The organism is Roseateles sp. (assembly GCF_036404855.1).
GTDB lineage: Bacteria > Pseudomonadota > Gammaproteobacteria > Burkholderiales > Burkholderiaceae_C > Pelomonas.
The window spans coordinates 1-3396 of the sequence record NZ_DASWYS010000257.1 but is presented as its reverse complement, the minus strand read 5'-3'; the positions used below and the strand labels follow the sequence as shown (position 1 = coordinate 3396).

Sequence of the window (3396 nt, the reverse complement as noted above, 5' to 3'; positions counted from 1 at the left end):
AGTCCGGCCATTCCCCTCCGGCTTCGTCTTCGCGACGCAGCCGATCCGCGCGCGTCCCCACACCGGGCGCCGCCTCGTTCACGCATCCCCCATGGAAATTGCCCTACTGCTCGCCCTTATCTTGGTCAACGGTGTCTTCGCGATGTCCGAGATCGGCCTGGTCACCGCCCGCAAGGCCCGGCTCCAACGCCTCATCGACGAGGGCGACAACAGTGCCGCCGTCGCGCTGCAACTCGGCGCGGACCCCACGCGCTTCCTCTCCACCATCCAGATCGGCATCACCTCCATCGGCGTGCTCAACGGCATCGTCGGCGAGGCCGTGCTGGCCGGCCCGCTGGCCGAGTGGCTGCTGAGCCTGGGCATGCCCGCGGCCTATGCCAGCGGCACGGCCACCGGCCTGGTGGTCGTCGTCATCACCTATTTCTCCATCGTGCTGGGTGAACTCGTCCCCAAGCGCCTGGGCCAGTCCCACCCGGAACGGGTGGCCCGCCTCGTCGCCCGGCCCATCTCGGCCCTGGCGATCGCCACCAAGCCCTTCGTCGCCCTGCTGGCCGGCTCGACGAACACGCTGTTGCGCCTGCTGGGAGTGCGCGACCAGGGCGCGTCCGCGGTGACCGAGGAAGAAATCCACGCGCTGCTGGCCGAGGGCACCAGCGCTGGCGTCATCGAGTCGCACGAGCACACAATGGTGCGCAACGTGTTCCGCCTCGACGACCGCCAGATCGCCTCGCTGATGGTTCCGCGCGCCGACATCGTCTGCCTCGACCTCGATCAGGGCGTCGACGACAACCTGGCCGTGCTGACGGCATCCCATCACGAGCGCTTCCCCGTCGTCCGCGGCAGTCTGGACCACATCGCCGGCGTGGTGAGCGCGCGCCAGATCCTGACGCGCCAGCTCCACGGCCAGACGCTGCTGCCCGAGGCCGGCATGGAAGAGCCACTCTATGTCCCCGAGACGCTGACCGGCATGGAGCTGCTGGAGAACTTCCGCGGCAGCAACGTGCACATGGCCTTCGTCATCGACGAGTACGGCGAGATCCAGGGCCTGGTGACGCTGCAGGACCTGGTGGAAGCCATCACTGGCGAGTTCCAGCCGCGCGACCCGGCACAGGCTTGGGCCGTGCAGCGCGACGATGGATCCTGGCTGCTGGACGGGCACATCCCGGTGCCGGAGCTCAAGGACCGGCTGGCGCTGGATGCCGTGCCCGAGGAAGAGCGCGGCCGCTACCACACGCTCAGCGGCATGATGATGCTGCTGACCGGCCGCCTGCCGCGGGTGGCCGAGGCGGTGGACTGGGAGGGCTGGCGCCTGGAGATCGTCGACATGGACGGCAAGACCATCGACAAGGTGCTGGCAACGCGGCTGCAGGAGCCGGCCGCCGAACCGGCCGTCAAGGCGGCATGACGCGATGACCGCCCGCCAACATCGCATCACCGCCCGGCTCTCAGCCGCCGTCGCCGCGCTGCTGCTGTGCGCTTGCGACGGCTACCCCAGCGAAGACACCGTCCCGCCCAACCCCTTCGACATCGGCAATGCAGAACGGCTGCAGGCGCTGGAAGCGCTAGGCGCCAAGGCCTACCGCGGCGAGCGCAGCCGCTTCGCGCTGGACGGGGACTGCACGCTGCGCGTCACGCGAAGCAGCGGCCCGCAGCGCGAGCGCTTCGATCAGGCGTTGGTACCGGGCATGCACGTCGGCATCAGCTTCGACAAGGCCGAGCGCGTCTTCGAAGTCCATCTGCTGTCCGACAGCGGCCCCCAAGCCCGGCGCCTGGGCCTGCTGCTGCGCAGCTCGGCCTGGATGCAGGCCGCCCAGGCGGACCTGCTGGTGCAGCTGATGATCCGCGACTGCGCGAGCGCCGCGGACCTCAACGCCGCGCCGGCGCCGCCACCGCCACGCACAGCGCCGACAACGCAAAGCCCGCCAGCGCCAGCGGCGACAGCCGCTCGCCCAATGTGAGGAAGCCCATCAGCGCCGACACACCCGGGATCAGGAAGAACAGGCTCGCCACCTGCCCCGCCAGGCCGCGGCGGATCATGATGAACATCAGGCTGAAGGCACCGATGGAATTGACCAGGCCCAGCCACAGCCAGGCGCCGACCAGTTCCACCGTCCAGTCGATCGCGAAATGCTCGCTGGGCCAGGCCATGAGCCCGACCGCCAGTGCGGACACGGCCATCTGGATGCCCGCGCCACTGCGCAGATCCATGTGGGCGCAGTAGCGCTTCTGGTACAGCGTGCCGCCCACGAGGCCCAGCAAGCCCAGGCCAGCCACCGCGTACGCGGGCCAGGCGCCGCCCAGCGGCTTGTCCATCACCACCCAGGCCACGCCCACAAGGCCGCCCAGCAAGCCCAGGCCCTGGCGCAGGTTCAGCCGCTCGGCCAGCCACAGATGGGCGCCCAGCGCGGTAGCCAGCGGCATCAGGCCGATCAGCAGCCCGGCCACGCCCGCGGTCAAACCCCACTGCAGCGCGAAATAGATGCAGGAGAAGTGCAGCACCTGCATCAGCAGGCCCACGACGGCCAGATGGCCCCAGGCCCGCGCGCGGTGCGGCCAGGGTGCGCCGGTGGCCAGCGCGACGGCAACCAGCACGACAGCGGCGAGACCGAAGCGCAACGTCAGCAGCGTCAGCGGCCCGGTGTGCGGCAGCGCCAGCTTCCCGGCCACATAGCCACTGCTCCACAGCACGATGAAGAGCAACGGCAGGCTGGACGCAGCCACGGCGGCCAGCAGCCGCTCGAACAGACCGGGCGGGAAGGAACGGGCGGGAAGGCTGGGCGTCAGGGTGGACATGGCGCGACTCCTTGAAGGGCAGGACGCGACTCTAGAAATAGGCAGATCAGGACACAATCCGGCAGAAAGTTGATTCAGAGTTTCCAAACGGAGCACAGCCATGGGCCGCCTCGAAGACCTGCATGCCTTTGCCCGCGTCGTCGACGCTCGCGGCTTCTCGGGTGCAGCACGGCTGCTGGGCACGACAAAGTCCGCCGTCAGCAAGCAGGTCGTGCGGTTGGAAGACCAGCTCGGCACGCGGCTGCTGCACCGCACCACGCGCAGCGTCAGCCCCACGGCCGAGGGGCGCGCCGTCTATGAGCGCGCCCTGCGGCTGCTGGACGAGTCGCTGGCGTTGGAGACGGAGCTGGCCGGGCGTCGCGACGAGCCGCGCGGCGTCTTGCGCATGTCCGTTTCGACGGCGTTCGGCAACCTGCAGTTCACGGCGCTGCTGTCCGAGTTCTGCGCCCGGCATCCGCAGCTGGACGTCGTGCTGGGCCTGAACGACCGCTACGTGGACCTGGCCGAGGAAGGCTTCGACGTGGTGCTGCGACTGACACGCAAGCCCTCCGACGGGCTGGTGGCACGCCGTCTGGCGGCCATCCGCTTCGTGCTGTGCGCCTC

The 3396-nt window shown here is 69.6% G+C and carries 4 protein-coding genes; 3 read left to right on the top strand and 1 reads right to left on the bottom strand.

Translation table 11 applies throughout. The annotated features are described in order from the left end of the window. Positions 1-91: 91 nt before the first annotated feature. Positions 92-1405 carry a hemolysin family protein gene (locus VGF12_RS16845; protein WP_331177202.1) on the top strand — a complete coding sequence of 438 codons (1314 nt, stop codon included), beginning with the start codon at positions 92-94 and terminating at the stop codon, positions 1403-1405. Positions 1406-1409: 4 nt separating this feature from the next. Continuing rightward, a complete protein-coding gene (locus tag VGF12_RS16840; protein WP_331177201.1) occupies positions 1410-1958 on the top strand; it encodes a hypothetical protein in 549 nt (182 codons plus the stop codon). On the opposite strand, the gene VGF12_RS16835 is transcribed toward VGF12_RS16840, so the two are convergent. After that, a complete protein-coding gene (locus VGF12_RS16835; RefSeq protein ID WP_331177200.1) occupies positions 1867-2793 on the bottom strand; it encodes a DMT family transporter in 927 nt (308 codons plus the stop codon). The genes VGF12_RS16840 and VGF12_RS16835 overlap by 92 nt on opposite strands. A 100-nt stretch (positions 2794-2893) precedes the next feature. On the opposite strand from VGF12_RS16835, the gene VGF12_RS16830 reads away from it, so the two are divergent. Next, a partial coding sequence (locus VGF12_RS16830; RefSeq protein ID WP_331177199.1) for a LysR family transcriptional regulator occupies positions 2894-3396 on the top strand: 503 nt, incomplete at its 3' end.

Excerpts from the sequence above, each read along its gene's own strand:
- VGF12_RS16840 (WP_331177201.1), top strand. The coding sequence starts at position 1,410 with ATGACCGCCCGCCAACATCGCATCACCGCCCGGCTCTCAGCCGCCGTC.
- VGF12_RS16845 (WP_331177202.1), top strand. The coding sequence starts at position 92 with ATGGAAATTGCCCTACTGCTCGCCCTTATCTTGGTCAACGGTGTCTTC.
- VGF12_RS16835 (WP_331177200.1), bottom strand. The coding sequence starts at position 2,793 with ATGTCCACCCTGACGCCCAGCCTTCCCGCCCGTTCCTTCCCGCCCGGT.